Source organism: Escherichia sp. UTM R2, from assembly GCF_048593455.1.
In the GTDB taxonomy this organism is placed as follows: Bacteria; Pseudomonadota; Gammaproteobacteria; order Enterobacterales; family Enterobacteriaceae; genus Escherichia; species Escherichia coli.
In genome coordinates, this window is sequence record NZ_JBFWDY010000002.1 from 1,825,696 (window position 1) to 1,847,138 (window position 21,443).

25 protein-coding genes are annotated in these 21,443 nt (G+C 47.3%); 10 read left to right on the top strand and 15 right to left on the bottom strand.

The window, feature by feature from the left end; genetic code table 11:
• Window positions 1-164: 164 nt before the first annotated feature.
• From AB4H76_RS09580 to hiuH, 5 genes are all read right to left on the bottom strand, one after another.
• A complete protein-coding gene (locus AB4H76_RS09580; RefSeq protein WP_001079074.1) occupies window positions 165-695 on the bottom strand; it encodes a cytochrome b in 531 nt (176 codons plus the stop codon).
• A gap of 342 nt (window positions 696-1,037) precedes the next feature.
• Window positions 1,038-1,688 carry a metal-binding protein ZinT gene (gene zinT / locus AB4H76_RS09585; protein ID WP_001007759.1) on the bottom strand — a complete coding sequence of 217 codons (651 nt, stop codon included), beginning with the start codon at window positions 1,686-1,688 and terminating at the stop codon, window positions 1,038-1,040.
• A gap of 256 nt (window positions 1,689-1,944) precedes the next feature.
• On the bottom strand, window positions 1,945-2,580 hold the full coding sequence (msrQ, locus tag AB4H76_RS09590; protein ID WP_001240105.1) for a protein-methionine-sulfoxide reductase heme-binding subunit MsrQ: 636 nt from the start codon (window positions 2,578-2,580) through the stop codon (window positions 1,945-1,947).
• The gene (gene msrP, locus AB4H76_RS09595; RefSeq protein ID WP_000740100.1) at window positions 2,581-3,585 is read right to left on the bottom strand and encodes a protein-methionine-sulfoxide reductase catalytic subunit MsrP; all 1,005 of its coding nucleotides are present in this window, start codon (window positions 3,583-3,585) and stop codon (window positions 2,581-2,583) included.
• A 108-nt stretch (window positions 3,586-3,693) separates the two neighbouring features.
• Entirely contained in the window at window positions 3,694-4,107 is a 414-nt protein-coding gene (hiuH, locus tag AB4H76_RS09600; RefSeq protein WP_000920127.1) for a hydroxyisourate hydrolase, read from the bottom strand.
• 132 nt (window positions 4,108-4,239) lie between these two features.
• Here hiuH and hprR point away from each other — a divergent pair, with 132 nt between their 5' ends.
• Window positions 4,240-4,911, top strand: coding sequence for a response regulator transcription factor HprR (gene hprR / locus AB4H76_RS09605; RefSeq protein WP_001339045.1), 672 nt, complete (start codon window positions 4,240-4,242; stop codon window positions 4,909-4,911).
• Window positions 4,911-6,269, top strand: coding sequence for a two-component system sensor histidine kinase HprS (gene hprS, locus AB4H76_RS09610; protein WP_000826755.1), 1,359 nt, complete (start codon window positions 4,911-4,913; stop codon window positions 6,267-6,269). The genes hprR and hprS overlap by 1 nt, the downstream gene beginning before the upstream one ends.
• A 107-nt stretch (window positions 6,270-6,376) precedes the next feature.
• Here hprS and hchA read toward each other — a convergent pair whose 3' ends face one another.
• Together hchA and AB4H76_RS09620 are read right to left on the bottom strand one after the other, a co-directional pair.
• A complete protein-coding gene (hchA, locus tag AB4H76_RS09615) occupies window positions 6,377-7,228 on the bottom strand; it encodes a glyoxalase III HchA (protein WP_088568504.1) in 852 nt (283 codons plus the stop codon).
• A gap of 592 nt (window positions 7,229-7,820) precedes the next feature.
• Window positions 7,821-8,894 carry a porin gene (locus tag AB4H76_RS09620; RefSeq protein WP_032256236.1) on the bottom strand — a complete coding sequence of 358 codons (1,074 nt, stop codon included), beginning with the start codon at window positions 8,892-8,894 and terminating at the stop codon, window positions 7,821-7,823.
• Window positions 8,895-9,543: 649 nt separating this feature from the next.
• Here AB4H76_RS09620 and drpB point away from each other — a divergent pair.
• From drpB to vsr, 4 genes are all read left to right on the top strand, one after another.
• A complete protein-coding gene (gene drpB / locus AB4H76_RS09625; protein WP_001372217.1) occupies window positions 9,544-9,825 on the top strand; it encodes a cell division protein DrpB in 282 nt (93 codons plus the stop codon).
• A 39-nt stretch (window positions 9,826-9,864) separates the two neighbouring features.
• On the top strand, window positions 9,865-10,560 hold the full coding sequence (locus tag AB4H76_RS09630) for a phosphohydrolase (RefSeq protein ID WP_000365561.1): 696 nt from the start codon (window positions 9,865-9,867) through the stop codon (window positions 10,558-10,560).
• Window positions 10,561-10,626: 66 nt separating this feature from the next.
• Window positions 10,627-12,045: a DNA-cytosine methyltransferase gene (gene dcm / locus AB4H76_RS09635; protein WP_001157239.1), complete on the top strand. Its 1,419-nt coding sequence runs from the start codon at window positions 10,627-10,629 to the stop codon at window positions 12,043-12,045.
• Window positions 12,026-12,496: a VSPR family DNA mismatch endonuclease gene (vsr, locus tag AB4H76_RS09640; protein ID WP_000786008.1), complete on the top strand. Its 471-nt coding sequence runs from the start codon at window positions 12,026-12,028 to the stop codon at window positions 12,494-12,496. Before dcm ends, vsr begins: the two co-directional genes overlap by 20 nt.
• Here the strand turns inward: vsr and yedA are convergent.
• Entirely contained in the window at window positions 12,485-13,405 is a 921-nt protein-coding gene (gene yedA, locus AB4H76_RS09645; protein WP_001212226.1) for a drug/metabolite exporter YedA, read from the bottom strand. The two genes, vsr and yedA, sit on opposite strands and share 12 nt — an antisense overlap.
• A 172-nt stretch (window positions 13,406-13,577) precedes the next feature.
• On the opposite strand from yedA, the gene AB4H76_RS09650 reads away from it, so the two are divergent.
• From AB4H76_RS09650 to dgcQ, 3 genes are all read left to right on the top strand, one after another.
• Window positions 13,578-14,495: a DUF808 domain-containing protein gene (locus AB4H76_RS09650; protein WP_000922682.1), complete on the top strand. Its 918-nt coding sequence runs from the start codon at window positions 13,578-13,580 to the stop codon at window positions 14,493-14,495.
• A 78-nt stretch (window positions 14,496-14,573) separates the two neighbouring features.
• A complete protein-coding gene (locus AB4H76_RS09655; RefSeq protein WP_000009307.1) occupies window positions 14,574-14,756 on the top strand; it encodes a YodC family protein in 183 nt (60 codons plus the stop codon).
• Between the two features lie 170 nt (window positions 14,757-14,926).
• Window positions 14,927-16,621, top strand: coding sequence for a cellulose biosynthesis regulator diguanylate cyclase DgcQ (gene dgcQ / locus AB4H76_RS09660; protein ID WP_077249978.1), 1,695 nt, complete (start codon window positions 14,927-14,929; stop codon window positions 16,619-16,621).
• Here dgcQ and AB4H76_RS09665 read toward each other — a convergent pair.
• Together AB4H76_RS09665 and yodD are read right to left on the bottom strand one after the other, a co-directional pair.
• Window positions 16,618-17,433, bottom strand: a complete 816-nt coding sequence (locus AB4H76_RS09665) for a mannosyl-3-phosphoglycerate phosphatase-related protein (RefSeq protein WP_000491496.1) — start codon at window positions 17,431-17,433, stop codon at window positions 16,618-16,620. The genes dgcQ and AB4H76_RS09665 overlap by 4 nt on opposite strands.
• A gap of 297 nt (window positions 17,434-17,730) precedes the next feature.
• Window positions 17,731-17,958, bottom strand: a complete 228-nt coding sequence (gene yodD / locus AB4H76_RS09670) for a peroxide/acid resistance protein YodD (protein WP_000844800.1) — start codon at window positions 17,956-17,958, stop codon at window positions 17,731-17,733.
• 162 nt (window positions 17,959-18,120) lie between these two features.
• Here yodD and dsrB point away from each other — a divergent pair, with 162 nt between their 5' ends.
• Complete coding sequence (gene dsrB / locus AB4H76_RS09675) at window positions 18,121-18,309, top strand: protein DsrB (protein ID WP_000867217.1); 189 nt, start codon at window positions 18,121-18,123, stop codon at window positions 18,307-18,309.
• A 43-nt stretch (window positions 18,310-18,352) separates the two neighbouring features.
• Here the strand turns inward: dsrB and rcsA are convergent, their stop codons facing one another.
• From rcsA to fliO, 5 genes are all read right to left on the bottom strand, one after another.
• Window positions 18,353-18,976 (bottom strand): transcriptional regulator RcsA, encoded by a 624-nt coding sequence (rcsA, locus tag AB4H76_RS09680; protein WP_000103987.1) that lies wholly within the window; start codon window positions 18,974-18,976, stop codon window positions 18,353-18,355.
• 289 nt (window positions 18,977-19,265) lie between these two features.
• The gene (gene fliR, locus AB4H76_RS09685; RefSeq protein WP_000983977.1) at window positions 19,266-20,051 is read right to left on the bottom strand and encodes a flagellar biosynthetic protein FliR; all 786 of its coding nucleotides are present in this window, start codon (window positions 20,049-20,051) and stop codon (window positions 19,266-19,268) included.
• 8 nt (window positions 20,052-20,059) lie between these two features.
• Complete coding sequence (gene fliQ, locus AB4H76_RS09690; RefSeq protein WP_000187358.1) at window positions 20,060-20,329, bottom strand: flagellar biosynthesis protein FliQ; 270 nt, start codon at window positions 20,327-20,329, stop codon at window positions 20,060-20,062.
• Window positions 20,330-20,338: 9 nt separating this feature from the next.
• The gene (gene fliP, locus AB4H76_RS09695) at window positions 20,339-21,076 is read right to left on the bottom strand and encodes a flagellar type III secretion system pore protein FliP (protein ID WP_001253441.1); all 738 of its coding nucleotides are present in this window, start codon (window positions 21,074-21,076) and stop codon (window positions 20,339-20,341) included.
• The gene (gene fliO, locus AB4H76_RS09700) at window positions 21,076-21,441 is read right to left on the bottom strand and encodes a flagellar biosynthetic protein FliO (RefSeq protein WP_001299290.1); all 366 of its coding nucleotides are present in this window, start codon (window positions 21,439-21,441) and stop codon (window positions 21,076-21,078) included. Before fliO ends, fliP begins: the two co-directional genes overlap by 1 nt.
• Window positions 21,442-21,443 lie beyond the last annotated feature (2 nt).

Genomic DNA, 21,443 nt, shown 5'->3' on the forward strand with positions numbered 1-21,443 from the left:
TAAATACCAAAATTAACCTGTATTTTTGATAAGTCTTACCATTGTACGATTTACACAGTTTCTGCTCCTCCTTGTTGATAGTGGAAAGGGTGCATTGTGCACTTGCGTAAACATTTATGACGCGTTGATGTCCATGGTTCACATTTCCTTGTCAGGGGATCGACTTATTTGCGGCGAGGCATCATTCGTAACAGAGTATTATCTTTCTGAATGTAGTGATGAAAGAGTGCTGCGCCAGCGTGAGCTGCGATTAAAAAGTAACCTATATTTGCCCAGGTTTCGTGAATATTTTTTATCAGTGCTTTAATTTCGCTGTTTGGGGTAACAAAGGGAGACACATTGAAACCAAGGAAACTCCACGATTTTCCACTGTAAGCCATCAAAGCAATCCCCAGCAGAGGAAGTGCAAGGAAGGTTATATAAAGCATGATGTGCATTAGCGAAGCCGCTTTCATTTGCCAGGCAGGTGGCGGTGGCACAATAGAAGGATCACTATAACGGTGTTTTATAATCAGGCGTGAAAACATTAACACCCAAACGAATATACCCGCATTGTAATGTGTTTCTCGCATCAGCAGATAAGTACTACTACCTTTAGGAAACCAGCCACGGAGTTCCATCGCGGCATAGGTTATTGCAACGAAAAGCAGCGTTATCCAATGTAAATAAATTTGAGTTTTTGAGAATCGGTTCATTTTTGTAGCTCCTGTAATTTTTACAGTCAAGCTATCCCACGAACCTTAAAAATTCCTTATACAGATGTGGTTTTAAGAATTTGTTATTTAAAAAATTGATAGTGCACATTGTAACCAGCCAATATAAGCAATGGCGTGAGCACAGGTATCTTTCTCTGTTGGCCGTATTGTGTATGGAATCCGTTATTGGTTAACTCAATGCGGGTTAGCTTATTAATATACAGACACGTCATAGTGATGAGCGTGTCTGTAGCTAGCTTGCGTTCAGTGGCGTTTGTGGATGGACCAGTGGCAGTTATGATGACTTACTAAAGCGGCATCGAGGCGTTATCATGAGAATACTCAATGAGACATCATTTCCTCGACCACTTCTTCGCTACTCAACTGATATGGATAATACGTTGGCCAGTTTTCCATTTCATTTAATAAAGATTGCTGTGAATCATTACCCATAAAAATGTGAAAATGAGATGATTTTCGTGGTGCAATTATATGATCGCTAAATTGTATATATTTAGGGGCTTTGCTTTCAGGATCTTTACATTCGAATAAGTAACGAACGCCTTTCTTGCCTGATTTATAGGTGAGTATTTTGTATCCATCGTAATCATATTTACAGGATGTTGTTTCATTATTTCTATGGAATTCAACAATGCCGTCCTCAATGCCAATCATCTCGATATCTGTTGCATAACCTTTGTGATAATAATCTTTAATTTCAGCAAATGTTTTAGTTTTATCTGCATCCGCTTTCTTCTGAAAGACGGGGTCAAGTTTGCCACTTTGCAGTAAAGGATAAACGGATTGCCAGACTCCATCCCAGTCACTGAGCGTTCGGTTTTGTACATTGGCATCATCAAAAACACCATTAGCAGCTTTTTGTTCGACCTCTGTTAAGGGTTTGCCGTGTGAGTGATGACCATGCGAAAAGGCAGGAGCGCTAACAATAAAGACACCTAAAGCAACAGCCAGTTTGTGAAGACGAATCGCCAAAACAGTTTCCTCCAGAGTCATTGTATATGATGTGTAATGTTATATTGTAACATATGGCAAAATGCAACAACTCTTAGGAGATGAGAGCATAGTTTTCTCAGGTGTACTTATCTATCTTATTGAAATAAAATGAATTATATTGATAATTTGAGGTTGATGACAAACGAAACATAATCTGATGTGATCTGCGTAGGCCGGATAGGGCGCTCGCGCCGCATCCGGCAGGGATAACGCGTACTTTGTCGGCAATATGAAGTTATACAGATAATTTGTTGTGAACCTGCTTGCGTAACCGGTTAAAAAGGGAACGCAACTTCTTATACCGTAAGGCTAAAAGCAGTACAGCCAGCCCAGCGTAGATGAGCGGCTGCGGTGAAATAATCTTCACTGACCACAGATAATGTATTGGGGCCAGGATCGCGACAAGATAGACGAAATTATGCAACTGTTGCCAGTGCTTGCCGAGTTTTCGCTGCATCGCCTGGGTTGAAGTAAACGCTAAAGCAAGCAAAATAACCCAGCTGATAATTCCTAACGTTAAATAAGGCCGGGTAATTAACTCCTTGCCTAATAACGCCAGATTATTCACGCCCAGCTCCAGCAATGCGTAACTGGTTAAATGCAGTGTCGCCCAGGCAAAGCACCATAAGCCTAACAGGCGGCGAGTGCGTATCAATAACGGCTGTTTTGCGTAGCGTGCCAGAGGTGTGATTAACAAGGTCGCCAGCAAAAATTTCAGTGCAGTGCGACCGGTAAAATGCTGAATATCTTTCACCGGATCGGCACCCAGTCCACCGTGATTGATCGCCCAGACCAGCCAGAGAAACGGCAACAATCCGGCAAGATGCAGGCTAACTTTCAGCCATGTCACCTGTTTTGCTGTCAGACGCATTCAGAAATTCTCCCGCAAATCCAGGCCACGATACAGCGATGCCACCTGGTCGGCGTAACCATTAAACAGTAGCGTTGGCTGGCGCTGAACATCGAGGATGCCGCCTGAACCAATAAATCGTTCGGTAGCCTGTGACCAGCGCGGGTGATCAACATGCGGATTAACGTTGGCGTAAAAACCGTATTCGTCAGGCGCTGCCAGATTCCAGGTGGTTGGCGGACGCTCGCGGGTCAGCTTAATACTGACTATCGATTTAATCCCTTTAAAGCCATATTTCCACGGCACAATCAGTCGTACCGGCGCGCCATTTTGTGGCGGTAACGCCTTGCCATAAACACCCACGGTCATCAGTGTGAGCGGATGCATTGCTTCGTCGAGACGCAATCCTTCGACATAAGGATATTTCAGCCCGCCGCCGATAAAGCGGTCCTGCTGGCCTGGCATTTGTTCCGGTGCATAAATTGTTTCGAAAGCGACATACTTCGCATTGCTGGTGGGTTCGGCAAGCGCCAGCAATTTGTGCAGCGGAAAACCAATCCACGGCACCACCATCGACCATGCCTCCACGCAGCGCATACGATAAATACGCTCTTCCAGCGGGAAGCGACGGGTTAAATCATCGTGATCGAGGGTCAATGGTTTTGCCACTTCGCCGCTGATTTTCAGTGTCCATGGATCGGTTTTCAGGCTACCAGCATTAGCGGCGGGATCGGCTTTATCCAGCCCGAATTCATAGAAGTTGTTATAACCGGAGACTTTATCTACTGGCGTCAGTGGCAGGTTATTTTGCCAGGCGGCAGGCTTGCTGAACTCCAGCGGTTTTCCGGCGGGGGCGGGCGGGCGATCGTTCCCTTTAAACCAGCTAAGCAGATCGGCATGCGCAGCGTGAGGCAAAGAAAGTGCAGCTGCACTGATGCCCAGTGCTTTTAACACCTGCCGACGCTTCATAAAGAATACCGACTCGGCCGTAACATCTGATTCTTTTAAAAATTGATTCTTTTTCATAAGCCATCACACTTTTTTGTCGTTAGCCAGCAAGAGCCGTTTACTGTTAATCTGTCAGGGAGTGTCCTCCCTAACAGTAGCAGAGATCTGCTTTTACATATTTATGCATTAACTGCCACGATAGGTTGAATACCCATATTGGCTAAGTAATAAAGGCACATGATAATGCTCGTTCACTTTATTAATATGAAATTCAACGGGGATCTCAGGGAAGAAACTTTCAAGATTTTGTTTCTTGAAATAGTCCCCGGTTTTAAATACGACACGGTAATCGCCCGTAGTTGCAGTTTGCTCGGGCCACAGTGCCTTAATTCGTCCATCCTTATCTGTTTTGGCGGTATTAAGTTGTAACCAGCCGTTATCCGCCTTCTTTTCAAGAGTGACTGTCACGTCAGCAGCGGGTTTTCCGGTTTGCTGGTTCAAAATGTGCACGCTAAGAATGTTTTGTTGTGCGGCATAAACCAAAGAAGGTAATGAAAATGCTGCCGTTGCTACCGAGAGTACTAAATAACGCTTTAACATGTTTATATCCTTGTCATGTGAATGAGTTTTGAGGATAGCGAAAAAGCGGCCAGGGTAACCTTACAGCAGCATTACAATTTTGTAATGAACCAGGCTGTTTCTATAACATATGATTTATGGCATATTATTTTCATGAAGATTTTACTTATTGAAGATAATCAAAGGACCCAGGAGTGGGTAACGCAGGGGCTTTCCGAAGCGGGTTATGTCATTGATGCCGTTTCTGATGGCAGAGATGGGCTTTATCTTGCGCTGAAGGATGATTATGCATTGATAATTCTGGATATTATGCTTCCGGGTATGGATGGCTGGCAGATCTTACAAACGTTAAGAACAGCAAAGCAAACCCCTGTTATTTGCCTTACTGCAAGGGATTCTGTCGATGACAGAGTCAGAGGGCTGGACAGTGGAGCAAATGATTATCTGGTAAAACCTTTTTCATTTTCTGAGTTGCTGGCAAGGGTTCGGGCACAATTAAGGCAACATCACGCTTTGAATTCAACATTAGAAATCAGTGGCTTAAGAATGGACTCTGTAAGTCAAAGTGTGAGCAGGGACAATATCAGTATTACACTGACGCGCAAGGAGTTTCAGTTACTTTGGCTACTGGCCTCCAGAGCTGGCGAAATTATACCCAGAACGGTTATTGCGAGTGAAATTTGGGGAATCAACTTTGATAGTGATACCAATACGGTGGATGTCGCCATTCGCAGGCTCCGCGCAAAAGTTGATGATCCTTTTCCTGAAAAGCTAATCGCCACAATCCGGGGGATGGGCTATTCATTCGTAGCGGTAAAAAAATAATGAAAAGATTGTCTATAACCGTCCGTTTAACCTTGCTTTTTATATTGCTGCTGTCTGTTGCTGGCGCTGGAATTGTCTGGACTCTCTATAATGGCCTGGCAAGTGAGTTGAAATGGCGCGATGATACAACACTCATTAACCGGACAGCACAGATCAAGCAGTTGTTAATTGATGGGGTAAATCCAGATACGTTACCTGTATACTTTAACCGGATGATGGATGTTAGTCAGGATATCTTGATCATTCATGGTGATGGCATCAATAAAATTGTTAACCGGACAAATGTCAGTGATGACATGTTAAATAACATACCTGCTAGTGAGACAATCAGCGCAGCTGGCATTTACAGAAGCATTATTAATGATACTGAGATTGATGCTTTACGAATTAATATTGATGAAGTTTCGCCATCATTAACGGTTACTGTGGCTAAATTGGCTTCAGCCAGACATAACATGCTTGAACAGTATAAAATTAATAGCATTATAATTTGCATTGTCGCCATTGTACTTTGCTCAGTATTAAGTCCGCTGTTAATCAGAACGGGATTACGAGAGATCAAAAAGTTGAGTGGTGTAACGGAAGCGCTGAATTATAACTATAGCCGAGAGCCTGTTGAGGTTAGCGCATTACCGAGAGAACTAAAACCTCTTGGGCAGGCGTTGAATAAAATGCATCAAGCCTTAGTCAAAGATTTTGAACGCCTAAGTCAATTTGCTGACGATCTCGCTCATGAACTTAGAACGCCCATTAATGCATTACTGGGTCAGAATCAGGTTACGCTCAGTCAAACCAGAAGTATCGCTGAATATCAAAAAACAATTGCCGGTAACATTGAAGAGTTGGAAAATATTTCGCGGTTAACAGAGAACATACTGTTTCTTGCCCGGGCAGATAAAAACAATGTTTTGGTGAAACTGGACTCGCTTTCTCTCAATAAGGAAGTCGAAAATTTGTTGGATTATCTTGAATATCTTTCAGACGAGAAAGAGATTTGCTTTAAGGTCGAGTGCAATCAGCAAATCTTTGCGGATAAAATTTTACTGCAACGAATGTTATCGAATCTTATTGTTAATGCCATTAGATATTCACCAGAAAAATCGCGTATTCATATAACCAGTTTTCTTGATACCAACGGCTATCTTAATATTGATATCGCCAGTCCTGGAACGAAAATACATGAGCCTGAAAAACTCTTCCGTAGATTTTGGCGGGGAGATAATTCGCGTCATTCCGTAGGTCAGGGACTTGGTCTTTCTTTAGTCAAAGCGATTGCCGAATTGCATGGGGGAAGTGCTTCATATCACTATCTCAATAAGCATAATGTGTTCCGAATTACGTTACCGCAAAGAAATTAACATAGGGCTTCAGTACGCCATAAATTAACCGTGAAAAAACGCAGCCACGTCGTGAGTACTAACGCGGCTGCGATTAATTATGCGCTTACATTCAAACGTAACAGGGATTAACCCGCGTAAGCTGCCAGCATTTCCTGCGCCGCCAGTTTACCCAACGCATTCGCTGCGAAAGGACTGTCGCCGGTGAGAAGTTTACGGTCCTTATGTACTCGCCCGGTGATGTCGTCATTAATGATGTTCATGCCCATTTTCTTCAGCTCTTCGCCGAAGTACCAGGTGAGATGACCTGGCATATAGCCAATATCTGGCGTTTGTTTGTCTGCGGCGTCTGGGAATGCGCAAATGGAATAACCATTCAGTGGGTTATCGCCGTGGCGAAGCGCCAGAAAAGCCGCCGGGCCGTGGCAAAGGGAGATAACAAAACGGTCATTTTTGATTGCCCACTGTAAAGCGGCAGCTACGTCCTGGCTTTCAGGTAAACCAATAAGTACGCCATGACCACCAGGAACAAAGATTGCTGCATATTCGCTATCAGCGTTGAGGCTGGCGACAACATCCGCGAGTTTCTTCGGATTGCGGAACAACGATTTATGCTGCTCAAAGAATGGCATTACTTTTTCATCTTTGTGCGGCATAGCCCAGTATTCAAACTTGGTCATCAGACCGGAAATGGTCGCCACTTCGAATTCGAAACCTGCAGCATGGAGATGATACAACGGCAGCAACGTTTCAATCGGATGGTTACCGGTCGAGAACAGTTTTCCGTTATCGGTTGGCAAATAACGTTCGTCCGCGGCGATCACCAGAATTTTATGCTTACCGCGATACGGTTTTGGATAGTCCACGCCATCAAGATCAGAGACGGGACTGGTATATTGGCTAAGCGAATATTCTGAAGGGAAGAACGCATTATCTTCAGCAATATCGACCTGCGGATTTTTACTTGTTTGAACAGTCATAGTGTATTCCTTATTGTTGCTTAGTTAGGGTAGTCACTATATTTGCGACTGAGCTGGTCGCTATTTTTAACCAGGCTGGAAAATTGAGTCAATATATCGAAAGCGGTAGTCGGCGGGTGTAAGTATGTAATGATGATGCTGCACTGGTGTTGAATATTATTCACGCCAAATTTTCCTTATTGAGCAACGTCGTCGCAAGTGGCCTCAATGATTTTAGACCATTATCAGAGATGCGGGGCGGTGGGGAGAGATTTAGTGATGTGGAATATTGTGGTGCTGATAAATATTTATATCGCGGATTGGTAGAGAAAAAGCTTATTTCATGCACTATTTTTGCAAAGATTTCTATTTGGGAAGCGTGTTTGTTACGGGGTAATTCATCAGAATGTGCATTTGGGGTGTTGGCTGGAAGAGTCGCTGGTAGATGTTATTGTGGCAGGAGGGGCAGGGTAAGGTGCTGTATCGATATGCTTTGGCAATTGCGTGTGCCGCAGATGGAGATGAAATGCCAATAAAAAAGCCTGAGTTCGATGAGGGACGAACTCAGGCTAGTGTTATGTTTTACAGTAACACGCCGCGGCGCGTTGGCTGATTAGAACTGGTAGACGATACCAACTGCAAACTGGTCATCAGTTGCGGCATCGGTAATCGCTGCATCGTCTTTATCCAGCAGGTTAAATTTGTATGCTGTGTAGACGTTCATGTTCTTATTGAAGTAGTACCAGGTACCAACTTCGATATAATTTACGCGGTCAGCATCAACACCTTTATGTCCATCACGAGCATAAAGATCTTTGCCTTTGGAATATACGTAGCCTAAAGACGGACGTAAACCGAAGTCGAACTGATACTGTACAACAGCTTCAAAGTTTTGGGTTTTATTTGCAAAATGATCATTAGCCAAAACAGTCATGTTGCGGGTTTCACCGTACATCATTGCTGCATAGATATTATTTGCATCATACTTGGCTGCTAATGACCACACTTCAGCGTTATCACCGTAGCCGTCACCAGCTTGTTCATTAGTACGATCAGATTTGCTATATGCACCTACAAAACCAAAACCTTCGATGTTGTAGTCTACAGACAACGCATAGCCATCACCGTTTTGTTTAGTAACGCCACGATTGCTGTTCTTACCTTGATATTGCACAGCAAAATTCAGACCATCAACCAGACCAAAGAAATCAGAGTTACGGTAGGTTGCAACACCGTTGGTACGACCGTTCATGAGGTTGTCAGCGGAAGCCCAGGAATCACCACCCCATTCAACTAACATATCGGTATAAGCTGCGGCATCATAAGCAACACCGTAGTTACGACCATAGTCGAAAGATCCTAACTCGTTATATTTCAAACCTGCGAAGGTTAAACGGGTTTTTTCCTGATTAGAGCCTTCGGGCTTGCTGGCGTCGAGGTTGTATTCAAACTGACCAAAACCAGTCAGTTCGCTGGTGATTTGGGTTTCACCTTTAACACCGAAACGAGCATAGGAGGTATCTTCGTTTTCGCTGTTATTATCATCAGTATTTGACCAGATGCATTCGCCAACCATCTTGCCGTAGAAATCAACTTTATTGCCATCTTTATTGTAAATTTCAGCCGCATTTGCTGCGCCAGCAACTAATAACGCCGGGACCAGCATTGCCAGAACTTTTCTTTTCATTATGTATTCCCTTGTGATTATAATCTTCATGAATATATCAATAAGTGCCGTTATCCAAAAAAAAGCACATTTGGATACTATTCTATGAAGTTCATTTTATTTTAAGGATTACATGCAACAAATGTATTTAAAAGATTTCAAAATGTTTCTAATCTATTTAATATAATTCAGAATTATGAATTCTAAATATAAATATTCATGAAATTATAAATGTATATCAATATGTTATGAGTTGAGCGGAAACATAGGGGGTATCAATGATTGTTGCGCCAAACGGCTGGTGTGATCTGGCGCACATTAATGAAGGCATAAAAAAAAGCCGGCATCATGCCGGCCCAAAAAATATAAACAAGACGATAAAAGGCTAATAACGGAAGCATCATGACACAGAATAATAAAAAGGTATAATTGTAATCAGTGCTAATATATTGATTAAATGAATTAATAAAGCCGATATCAAAGATAAATAAAATCGCTCAAAACGATTTTTCCTGTATTCACTGCCGTTGCGCAAAATTTATCTATTTGTTCAAAAAATGATTGAGTCTTGACTGGCTCATCCAATGTGGAAAAATGTGACTTTTATCACATAATAGTACTAAGTCTGAATTTTCCGGGTTATCTCAAAATGGAATACGGTTCGACAAAGATGGAAGAGAGACTCTCTCGCAGCCCTGGCGGCAAACCGGCTTTGTGGGCTTTCTATACATGGTGTGGCTATTTCGTCTGGGCAATGGCGCGTTACATCTGGGTGATGAGCCGGATCCCCGATGCCCCCGTGTCGGGATTTGAAAGCGATTTAGGCTCTACCGCGGGAAAGTGGTTAGGGGCACTGGTCGGATTTTTATTTATGGCTCTGGTCGGGGCATTGTTAGGCAGCATTGCCTGGTACACCCGACCTCGTCCCGCACGTAGCAGACGCTATGAATAAAAACTGCTAAGGTGGCGACTCTTTGGCAACGGAGCGCGTATGGACTTACAACACTGGCAGGCACAGTTCGAAAACTGGTTGAAAAACCATCATCAGCACCAGGACGCGGCCCATGACGTGTGTCATTTTCGCCGCGTCTGGGCTACGGCACAGAAGCTGGCGGCAGATGACGATGTCGATATGCTGGTGATTTTAACCGCCTGTTATTTTCACGATATTGTGAGCCTGGCGAAAAATCATCCGCAAAGGCAGCGTTCTTCAATCCTGGCGGCAGAAGAGACGCGTCGCCTGCTCCGTGAAGAGTTCGAGCAATTTCCGGCGGAGAAAATCGAGGCCGTTTGTCATGCCATTGCCGCTCACAGTTTCAGCGCGCAAATCGCCCCCTTAACAACGGAAGCTAAAATCGTCCAGGATGCGGATCGGCTGGAAGCCCTGGGGGCGATTGGCCTGGCGCGCGTGTTTGCCGTTTCAGGGGCATTGGGCGTGGCGCTGTTTGATGGTGAAGATCCGTTCGCACAGCATCGCCCGCTTGATGATAAACGCTACGCGCTGGATCATTTCCAGACTAAGTTGCTGAAGCTACCGCAAACCATGCAAACCGCAAGAGGCAAGCAGCTGGCGCAGCACAACGCGCATTTTTTAGTCGAGTTTATGGCGAAGCTCAGTGCCGAACTGGCGGGGGAGAATGAAGGTGTCGATCACAAGGTGATAGATGCGTTTTCACCCGCGGGATAAGCGCGTGGCCCTAAATGGCTGTAATTATGTTAACCTGTCGGCCATCTCAGATGGCCGGTTAAATCTATGCAGGAAAATATATCAGTAACCGATTCATACAGCACCGGGAATGCCGCACAGGCAATGCTGGAGAAACTGCTGCAAATTTATGATGTTAAAACGCTGGTGGCGCAGCTTAATGGTGTGGGTGAGAATCACTGGAGCGCGGCAATTTTAAAACGTGCGCTGGCGAATGACTCGGCATGGCACCGTTTAAGTGAGAAAGAGTTCGCCCATCTGCAAACGTTGTTACCCAAACCACCGGCACATCATCCGCATTATGCGTTTCGCTTTATCGATCTATTTGCCGGAATTGGCGGCATCCGTCGCGGTTTTGAATCGATTGGCGGACAATGCGTGTTTACCAGCGAATGGAACAAACATGCGGTACGCACTTATAAAGCCAACCATTATTGCGATCCGGCGACGCATCATTTTAATGAAGATATCCGCGATATCACCCTCAGCCATAAAGAAGGCGTGAGTGATGAGGCGGCGGCGGAACATATTCGTCAACACATTCCTGAACACGATGTTTTACTGGCCGGTTTCCCTTGTCAGCCATTTTCGCTGGCTGGCGTATCGAAAAAGAACTCGCTCGGGCGGGCGCACGGTTTTGCCTGCGATACCCAGGGCACGCTGTTTTTTGATGTGGTACGCATTATCGACGCGCGTCGTCCGGCGATGTTTGTGCTCGAAAACGTCAAAAACCTGAAAAGTCACGACCAGGGTAAAACGTTCCGCATCATCATGCAGACGCTGGACGAACTGGGCTATGACGTGGCTGATGCAGAAGATAACGGGCCGGACGATCCGAAAATCATCGATGGTAAACATTTTCTGCCGCAGCACCGTGAACGCATCGTGCTGGTGGGTTTTCGTCGCGATCTTAATCTGAAAGCCGATTTTACTCTGCGTGATATCAGCGAATGTTTCCCTGCACAGCGAGTGACGCTGGCGCAGCTGTTGGACCCGATGGTCGAGGCGAAATATATCCTGACGCCGGTGCTGTGGAAGTACCTCTATCGATATGCGAAAAAACATCAGGCGCGCGGTAACGGCTTCGGTTATGGAATGGTTTATCCGAACAATCCGCAAAGCGTCACGCGTACGCTGTCTGCGCGTTATTACAAAGATGGCGCGGAAATTTTAATCGATCGCGGCTGGGATATGGCCACGGGTGAGAAAGATTTTGACGATCCGCTGAATCAGCAACATCGTCCACGTCGGTTAACGCCTCGGGAATGCGCGCGCTTAATGGGTTTTGAAGCGCCGGGAGAAGCGAAATTCCGCATTCCGGTTTCGGACACTCAGGCCTATCGCCAGTTCGGTAACTCGGTGGTCGTGCCGGTCTTTGCCGCGGTGGCAAAACTGCTTGAGCCAAAAATCAAACAGGCGGTGGCGTTGCGTCAGCAAGAGGCACAACATGGCCGACGTTCACGATAAGGCCACTCGCAGCAAAAATATGCGCGCGATTGCCACGCGTGATACGGCGATTGAGAAGCGCCTCGCCAGTCTGTTAACCGGGCAGGGCCTGGCGTTTCGCGTTCAGGACGCCAGTCTGCCCGGAAGCCCGGATTTTGTCGTTGATGAATATCGCTGCGTGATATTTACCCATGGCTGCTTCTGGCATCATCATCACTGCTATCTGTTTAAAGTGCCTGCGACTCGAACCGAGTTCTGGCTGGAGAAGATAGGTAAAAATGTTGAACGCGATCGCCGCGATATCAGTCGTTTGCAGGAACTCGGCTGGCGCGTACTGATTGTCTGGGAGTGTGCATTACGTGGGCGCGAGAAGCTGACGGATGAAGCGCTTACCGAGCGTCTGGAAGAGTGGATCTGCGGCGAAGGTGCCAGCGCGCAGATCGACACGCAGGGGATTCATTTACTCGCTTGATGCGTCCTGAATAACTGGCGCAACTACGGGTTTTGCCGGGAAGAGATATTTTCCCAACGTGACCAGTACCACCGCGAAGACAATTACGCCGAGCGCCAGCCATTCAATCTTCGACAGCGTCTCTCCGCCCAGTCCCGTACCCAGCAAGACCGCGACCACCGGGTTAACGTAGGCGTAGCTGGTGGCGAGAGCCGGACTGACATTACGGATTAAATACATATAAGCGTTGATGGCGATAATCGAACCAAACAGCGCCAGATAGCCGACCGCAAGGAAGCCTGAAAGGGAAGGGAGCGCCGTCAGTTTTTCACCTGCAATCATCGACGCGATCATTAACACCACGCCTGCCGCCAGCATCTCAATCGCACCCGCCATCATCCCTACAGGTAAGGTAATGCGCGAGCCATAAACCGAGCCAAACGCCCAGCTAATCGAGCCGATTAAAATCAGAATCGCGCCCCACGGATTGCCGCTTAAATTTCCACCGCTATTGAGCATGATGATTCCGGCAAGCCCAATGGCAATACCCACCCATTCCAGTTTGCGCGTTTTAATGCCAAACAGGCGGCTGAAGCACAGGGTAAAGAGGGGCACGGTTGCAACCACTACGGCGGCGATGCCGGAAGGAACATTTTGATGTTCGGCAACCGTCACCATGCCATTACCGACAGCCAGCAATAAGAGGCCAATCAGCGCGGCATTAAGCAGCGGACGTAGCGGGGGGAGTTTGTGTCCGCGCAGTAGCAAAAATGCCAGCAATAAAATACCGGCTGCCAGGAATCGCACGCCTGCCATCATTAACGGAGGCCAGCTTTCCACGCCAATCCGAATGACAAAATAGGTTGAGCCCCAAATGATATACAACGCAAACAGCGCGCCAAAAAGCGGTAACAACTGGCGGAAACGCATAATCCCTCACGGTGGAAATAAAAAGGTGGGTCATAGTAAACGTGAAAATCATTCTGCTGGCGAGAGATATAATTGCACTTGATTGTTAAAAAAATGTTGACCTGTGAAGCAAGTATCAGAGCTGCCGTTTTTGCTTCATACTTACACCCTTCAACAATAAAAATGAGAGGGAATGCTTTTGGCCGGGAGTAGTTTACTGACGTTGCTCGATGATATCGCCACACTGCTGGACGATATCTCCGTGATGGGCAAACTGGCGGCGAAGAAAACCGCCGGTGTATTAGGGGATGACTTATCGCTCAATGCGCAACAAGTTTCAGGCGTGCGGGCCAACCGGGAACTTCCCGTGGTCTGGGGCGTGGCGAAAGGATCGCTGATTAATAAAGTGATTCTGGTGCCGCTGGCGCTGATCATCAGTGCGTTTATCCCGTGGGCGATTACGCCTCTGTTGATGATTGGTGGCGCGTTTCTCTGCTTTGAAGGAGTAGAGAAAGTGCTGCATATGCTGGAGGCGCGTAAACATAAAGAAGATCCGGCGCAGAGCCAGCAGCGTCTGGAGAAGCTGGCGGCGCAGGATCCGCTGAAGTTTGAAAAGGACAAAATAAAAGGGGCGATTCGTACCGATTTTATATTGTCTGCGGAAATCGTCGCCATCACGCTGGGGATTGTGGCCGAAGCGCCGTTGCTTAATCAGGTGCTGGTGCTTTCAGGCATCGCGCTGGTAGTGACCGTGGGCGTCTACGGTCTGGTAGGGGTTATCGTTAAGATTGATGACCTGGGGTATTGGCTGGCGGAAAAATCCAGCGCGCTGATGCAGGCATTAGGTAAAGGGTTATTGATCATTGCGCCCTGGTTGATGAAAGCATTATCGATTGTCGGCACGCTGGCGATGTTCCTCGTCGGCGGCGGGATTGTGGTACATGGTATTGCGCCGCTGCATCACGCCATTGAACATTTCGCCGGGCAGCAAAGTGCAGTGGTGGCGATGATATTACCGACTGTTTTAAATCTGATTCTTGGATTTATCATCGGCGGCATCGTGGTGCTGGGAGTGAAAGCCGTAGCGAAAATACGCGGTCAGGCACATTAATACTCGCACAGGCTATTATGCAAAATTCGCCATCTTCAACTAAGGTGAACAAGTTTCACTCGAAAAAAGGAGGCGAGTATGAGCTTTATGGTTAGTGAGGAAGTTACGGTTAAAGAGGGCGGCCCGCGGATGATTGTCACTGGATACTCCAGCGGTATGGTTGAGTGTCGTTGGTATGACGGTTACGGGGTCAAGCGGGAAGCTTTTCATGAAACCGAGCTTGTTCCGGGGGAGGGGAGTCGTTCTGCGGAAGAAGTTTGAAAGGGTATCATTAACACCAGGCCGGATCACATCCGGCCTGGTGTGCCAATGCCTGCAATGAATGATAGTCGCGTCTTATCATGCCACCATTATAAAATTATCGCTGTTTTGCGGTACGCTATCGCCAGGTTATGCCAGAATCATAAAAAAGCAGGTTGGGAGTCGTCAGGGTGCAGCACGAGACAAAAATGGAAAACCAGAGCTGGTTGAAAAAACTCGCACGCCGCCTGGGGCCTGGTCATGTCGTTAATCTCTGCTTTATCGTGGTATTGCTTTTTTCCACCTTGCTGACCTGGCGTGAAGTGGTAGTGCTGGAAGATGCCTATATCTCCAGCCAGCGTAATCATCTGGAAAACGTAGCCAACGCGCTCGATAAGCATTTGCAGTATAACGTCGACAAACTGATCTTTTTGCGTAATGGCATGCGCGAAGCTCTCGTAGCGCCACTGGATTTCACCTCTCTGCGTGATGCTGTAACCGAGTTCGAACAGCATCGCGACGAGCACGCCTGGCAAATCGAACTCAACCGACGACGCACCCTGTCAGTCAATGGCGTATCGGATGCATTAGTCAGCGAGGGGAATCTCCTGTCTCGCGAAAATGAAAGCCTCGACAATGAAATTACCGCTGCACTGGAAGTTGGTTACTTGCTGCGACTGGCGCACAACACCTCGTCGATGGTTGAACAGGCGATGTATGTCTCGCGTGCCGGATTTTACGTTTCGACGCAGCCGACCTTGTTTACGCGCAATGTACCAACGCGTTATTACGGCTATGTCACCCAACCCTGGTTTATCGGCCATTCGCAACGAGAAAATCGTCACCGCGCGGTACGCTGGTTCACTTCGCAACCGGAACACGCCAGCAATACTGAACCGCAGGTTACCGTCAGTGTTCCGGTAGACAGTAATAACTACTGGTATGGCGTGCTGGGGATGAGTATTCCCGTGCGTACCATGCAGCAATTTTTAAGAAACGCCATCGATAAAAACCTCGATGGTGAGTATCAGCTCTATGACAGTAAGCTGAGATTTTTGACCTCTTCCAATCCTGACCATCCAACAGGGAATATTTTTGACCCTCGTGAACTGGCCTTGCTGGCGCAGGCAATGGAACATGACACGCGGGGCGGCATTCGTATGGACAGTCGCTATGTTAGCTGGGAACGTCTGAACCATTTCGACGGTGTGCTGGTGCGCGTCCATACGTTAAGCGAAGGCGTGCGCGGCGATTTCGGCAGTATCAGCATTGCATTAACCCTGCTGTGGGCGCTCTTTACCACCATGTTACTCATCTCCTGGTATGTGATTCGCCGGATGGTCAGCAACATGTATGTTCTGCAAAGCTCGTTGCAGTGGCAGGCGTGGCACGACACCTTAACCCGTTTATATAATCGTGGCGCACTGTTCGAAAAAGCCCGTCCGCTCGCTAAATTGTGTCAGACGCACCAATATCCTTTTTCTGTCATTCAGGTCGATCTTGACCATTTTAAAGCGATTAATGACCGCTTTGGTCATCAGGCGGGCGACCGTGTTCTTTCTCATGCTGCCGGATTAATTAGCAGTTCCTTGCGTGCGCAGGACGTTGCCGGGCGGGTCGGTGGTGAGGAGTTTTGTGTGATTCTGCCAGGCGCGAGTCTGACGGAGGCTGCGGAAGTCGCAGAACGTATTCGCCTGAAGTTAAATGAAAAAGAGATGTTGATTGCCAAGAGTACGACGATACGCATCAGTGCCTCGTTGGGGGTAAGTAGCAGCGAGGAAACCGGTGATTATGATTTTGAACAACTCCAGTCACTGGCCGACCGTCGGCTTTATCTCGCTAAACAGGCTGGGCGTAATCGGGTATTCGCGAGCGATAACGCTTAACGGGCGGAGAAAAAATGGTCCAGCCCTTCACGCCATCCTTCCGGTCCTTCACGCTGCGTTCGCCAGACGTGGGCCGGATCCTCATCATGCAGATGCCCCCCTTCACGGTTTAGCCCTTTCACAATCACCGCGTAATCCATTACCTCCAGTAAGGGCGCATCGTTTGGCCCATCGCCCAGGCCAAGTGTGGTTGGGCGTTTGCCTGACAATTGTTGATAGGTCGCGATAATCCAGTTGGCAGCCTGATCTTTTCCGGCAGAGGCATCCAGGACGTGCCAGAAGCGCGCACCCTGCATAAACTGTAAGCCCAGTTCGTTCAGACGAGCGGTAAATTGTGCCATACGCTCGTCACTGTCGCGCCAGATTAGCGTTACCGACGCCTCATGCAGCTGCGTCAGCGCCGCCTGGCTACGGCTTAATCCCGTCCATTCGGCGATGGTTGCATCGTCGACATCATCAAAAGTTGTGAATTTAAAATGTTCTTTCTCGCGTAGCGTATTTAAAACCTGGCTGATTTCGCCATGGCTAATACCTGAGATGATGCGTGGAAAACCGTCTATATCCTGCCATTGTTCAGCAAGCTGGATCACTGCGCCATTTTCGGCAATCAGCGGTAACCCTTGTAGCCCCAACGTTTTTTGCAAGTACAGCATTTCCGCTGAAGTTTTACTGCTACAGAGAATGACGGGAACATTCGCTTCGCGTAAACGGCTGAGCCAGGGGGCAGCTGGTTGCCAGTCATAACTATGACTGTCCAGCAGGGTGCCATCAAGATCGCTAAAAACCAGTAGTGGTTGTTGAATTGAAAACATGGTCGCGCAGTTCTCCCCTTACCAGGATGATTCTCAAAACAGCACAAATTATCAAAGATGATTTTTTCGGGAGCGATCCCGCTGACGCCAGAGCCACCAAGGGGTGACGTGCGTCACATTTCTATTCATAAGTAGCGTTAATCATTCATATCGCGAATATTTTCTTGTCAGCGAAAAAAATTGCGGATAAGGTGATGAACACATCAGATTTCCTGGTGTAACGAATTTTTTAAGTGCTTCTTGCTTAAGCAAGTTTCATCCCGACCCCCTCAGGGTCGGGATTTTTTTATTGTGCATTCAACGATTCACTTCAGAGACGCTGAAGTCATGAATATCCAGTTCGAAGGCATCCGCCAATTCACGCCATGTATGATATTCACGTCCATCGACGCTAACGTGTTCAGAATCGTTCTGGCTGCGATGAACTTCGCTTTCGCTAATTTCATTGATCGCCGCCAGCAGGGCATCGACATCGACGCTGACCTCACGTTTTGCGGTATCGCTGTACTCTTTTGCGGTTTTCATCATCTTTCCTCGCAACCGTTACTCTGTTGTTGCCGCCAGTCGTTAAGTCCGCCTGGCATCTCTTAAGTATAGACCGTCGAGAAAATCAGCACTCGCGCGCGCCTGGCGCTGCCAGAAAAACGAAATTGTTCTACACTGGCACAAAACCACAGGAGGAAAACGATGAAGGTGAATGATCGGGTAACAGTCAAAACGGATGGCGGTCCGCGTCGTCCTGGCGTGGTACTGGCAGTTGAGGAGTTTAGTGAAGGCACAATGTACCTGGTTTCGCTGGAAGACTACCCGCTCGGCATCTGGTTCTTTAATGAAGCAGGGCATCAGGACGGTATCTTTGTGGAGAAAGCAGAGTAATCTTATTCAGCCTGACTGGTGGGAAACCACCAGTCAGAATGTGTTAGCGCATGTTGACAAAAATACCATTAGTCACATTATCCGTCAGTCGGACGACATGGTAGATAACCTGTTTATTATGCGTTTTGATCTTACGTTTAATATTACCTTTATGCGATGAAACGGTCTTGGCTTTGATATTCATTTGGTCAGAGATTTGAATGGTTCCCTGACCTGCCATCCACATTCGCAACATACTCGATTCGGTTCGGCTCAATGATAACGTCGGCATATTTAAAAAAGAGGTTATCGTTGTCTCTTTTTTCAGAATATCGCCAAGGATATCGTCGAGAGATTCCGGTTTAATCGATTTAGAACTTATCAATAAATTTTTTCTGACCAATAGATATTCATCAAAATGAACATTGGCAATTGCCATAAAAACGATAAATAACGTATTGGGATGTTGATTAATGATGTGCTTGATGTGCTGACTGTTAGAAGCATCATGGATGAAACAGTCCTCATTAATAAACACCACTGAAGGGCGCTGTGAATCACAAGCTATGGCAAGGTCATCAACGGTTTCAATGTCGTTGATTTCTCTTTTTTTAACCCCTCTACTCAACAGATACCCGGTTAAACCTAGTCGGGTGTAACTACATAAATCCATAATAATCGTTGACATGGCATACCCTCACTCAATGCGTAACGATAATTCCCCTTACCTGAATATTTCATCATGACTAAACGGAACAACATGGGTCACCTAATGCGCCACTCTCGCGATTTTTCAGGCGGACTTACTATCCCGTAAAGTGTTGTATAATTTGCCTGGAATTGTCTTAAAGTAAAGTAAATGTTGCGATATGTGAGTGAGCTTAAAACAAATATTTCGCCGCAGGAGTATCCTGGAAGATGTTCGTAGGTATTATTTTTCGGATAATCCTTAGGATAACATGATAAACGTTACGGAATTATATTAATGGCAATTCACTAATAATATCAGCCAGCAAATTAAACATCTCACTGAATAAATGTTCGCAAAAAGGCGCAATTAACGGCATTAATGCCGCCATTAAAGAGATACCGACAGTCAGAGTTAATGGAAATCCAATAACAAAAATGGATAATTGCGGGGCCATACGATTCAGTAAACCTAATGCCAGATTCAGGGTCAGCAGCAGAGTAATGAGCGGTAACGCCAGCATCAGCCCGTTAAGGAAAATCAAACTCCCTGCTTTGGTGAGTGCCAGAAACGCATTGCTGTTCAACGGTTCGCCACCAATTGGCAGGGTGTGAAAGGTATCGACCAGCAGTGAAATCAACCATAAATGACCGTTAAATGTCAGGAACAGCAATAACGCCAGCATATCCATGATACGGGCTAGAACGGGCATATTGAGATGGCTGGCCGGATCGACAAACGTCGCAAATGACAGCCCCATTTGCAGACCGATAATTTCGCCAGCGGTTCGCACAGCGGCAAAGGCAAATTGCATGGTGAAACCAAGCGCAATGCCGATCAGGATCTGCTGCACGGCCAGCCACAGAGCAAAGAACGAAAAAACAGGAACATCGTTGGCAGGTAATGATGGGGCAATAGCGAACGTGATCATCATTGCCAGACCCAGTTTTACCCGTTTCGGCACGCTGCGTTCGCTCAGAATTGGCGCGGTAGAAATGAGCGCCAGCACGCGCAGTAACGGCCAGAAGTACAGACTTAGCCAGGAAAGCCATTGATCGCTTGTCACCTGCATCATTGTACGGGCTACCCGATGATATACGGCAGGTTAGTGAACAAGGTGCGGACGTAATCCAGCAACAGATTGAGCATCCACGGTCCGGCAATAATAATGGCAATAAATACGGCGATGATTTTTGGAATAAACGACAGCGTCATTTCGTTGATCTGCGTGGCGGCCTGCAAAATACTGATGATAAGGCCCGTGACCAGCGCCACCAGCAACAGCGGGGCAGCCAGTGCCAGCGCGACTTTCATCGCTTCAGTCCCCATCATCATGACCGATTCAGGTGTCATTTTGCCTCTCTAGCTGTAAAAGCTCTGCGCCAGCGAACCGACCAGCAATTGCCAGCCATCCACCAGTACAAACAGCATCAGTTTAAAGGGCAGAGCAATGGTGGCGGGGGGGACCATCATCATCCCCAATGCCATCAACACGCTGGCAATCACCAGGTCGATAATCAAAAAAGGGATGAAAATCGTGAAGCCTATCTGAAATGCGGTTTTCAACTCGCTGGTCACGTAGGCCGGGAGCAAAATGCGCATCGGCACGGCTTCAGGTCCCTGCAACGGGCCAGTATTCGCCAGTCTGGCAAACAACCCTAAATCCGCCTCACGGGTCTGACGCAGCATAAACTCACGCAGCGGCTGCGCCCCTTTTTCCAGCGCCTCCTGCATTGATATTTTCTCTTCGCTGAATGGCTGGTACGCATCGACATAAATTTTGTCGATCACCGGCGACATAATAAAAAAGGTCAAAAACAGCGCCAACCCCAGCAATACCTGGTTAGGTGGCGCGGAGGGTGTTCCCAGCGCGTTACGCAATAAACCAAAAACAATAATGATGCGGGTGAAACTGGTCATCATCAGTAAAATTGCCGGAATAAACGTCAACGAGGTGATGAACACCAGCGTCTGCACCGGGAGCGACCAGCTTTGTCCACCGCCAGGCAGCGGCTGGCTGGTGATACCCGGCAGTTGCGCGAAGGCGAGGGGCGTAATCAGCCAGAGAAGGACAGGGGCGACAGACAACAAACGACGCATCAGGATCTCCCGCTACGCTTAAGCAAGTTTTTCATGACCGACTGAAAATCGGGCTGCGGTATCTCTTCCGTTGGTGCTGAAGGGGGAAGTTTATGCAGCAGATTGATTTGCCCTGCGGTAACGCCGAGCACCAGCCGTGCATCTTCCACATCGACCACCACAACCCGTTCACGCGCGCCCAGCGAAGCACTGGCGCTAATTTTCAGACCGTTAACGCCAGTGCGTTTAGGGACAAATCCCAACCGTTTTACCAGCCAGGCAGCAGCGAGGATCAGGGCAATAATGGCGATGAGTGCGCCGCTCACCTGCAGCAGTGGCGCAGCAGAAACCGGCGCGGAAGATTGCACAGTAGCGTGGTTATTCATCA